Here is a 524-nt window from a genome sequence, read left to right as displayed (position 1 = left end):
CTTTTGCCATTGCTTGTGCGTTTTTCACGACTTGCTGCTGATAAGTTTTGAAGTTGTCTTCTAGCGCTTCTTTAAAGCAAACCGCTTTTGCCGCGATGACGTGCATCAACGGGCCACCTTGGTTGCCTGGGAATACGGCAGAGTTTAGCTTTTTGGCTAATTTCTCATCACGCGACAAGATCATACCTGAGCGCGGGCCACGTAGGGTTTTGTGCGTGGTAGTGGTGGCTACATCAGCAAAAGGAATTGGGCTTGGATAGACGCCGCCTGCAACGAGACCAGCAACGTGTGCCATATCAACCAATAGATACGCGCCTACCTCGTCAGCGATGTCACGGAAACGCTGCCAATCGACCACTTGTGAATAGGCTGAGAAACCTGCGATGATCATTTTTGGCTTGTGCTCACGTGCCAAGCTCTCTACTTGATCATAGTCAATCAAACCAGTGCCATCGACCAATCCATACTGTACGGCATTGTAGTTCAGACCTGAGAAGTTGATGTGCGCGCCATGCGTCAAGTGA

Annotated in this window: 1 protein-coding gene; it reads right to left on the bottom strand. The window is 49.8% G+C overall.

Going from position 1 to position 524, the window contains the following annotated elements:
* Nucleotides 1-524, bottom strand: a 524-nt coding sequence (locus ACS8FC_RS20745; protein WP_439298173.1) for a DegT/DnrJ/EryC1/StrS family aminotransferase, incomplete at both ends; no start/stop codon positions are given.

This window comes from Psychrobacter sp. 1Y4 (assembly GCF_051847555.1).
The sequence above is the reverse complement of the archived record's forward strand: the minus strand, read 5'-3'. Positions and strand labels throughout refer to the sequence as shown.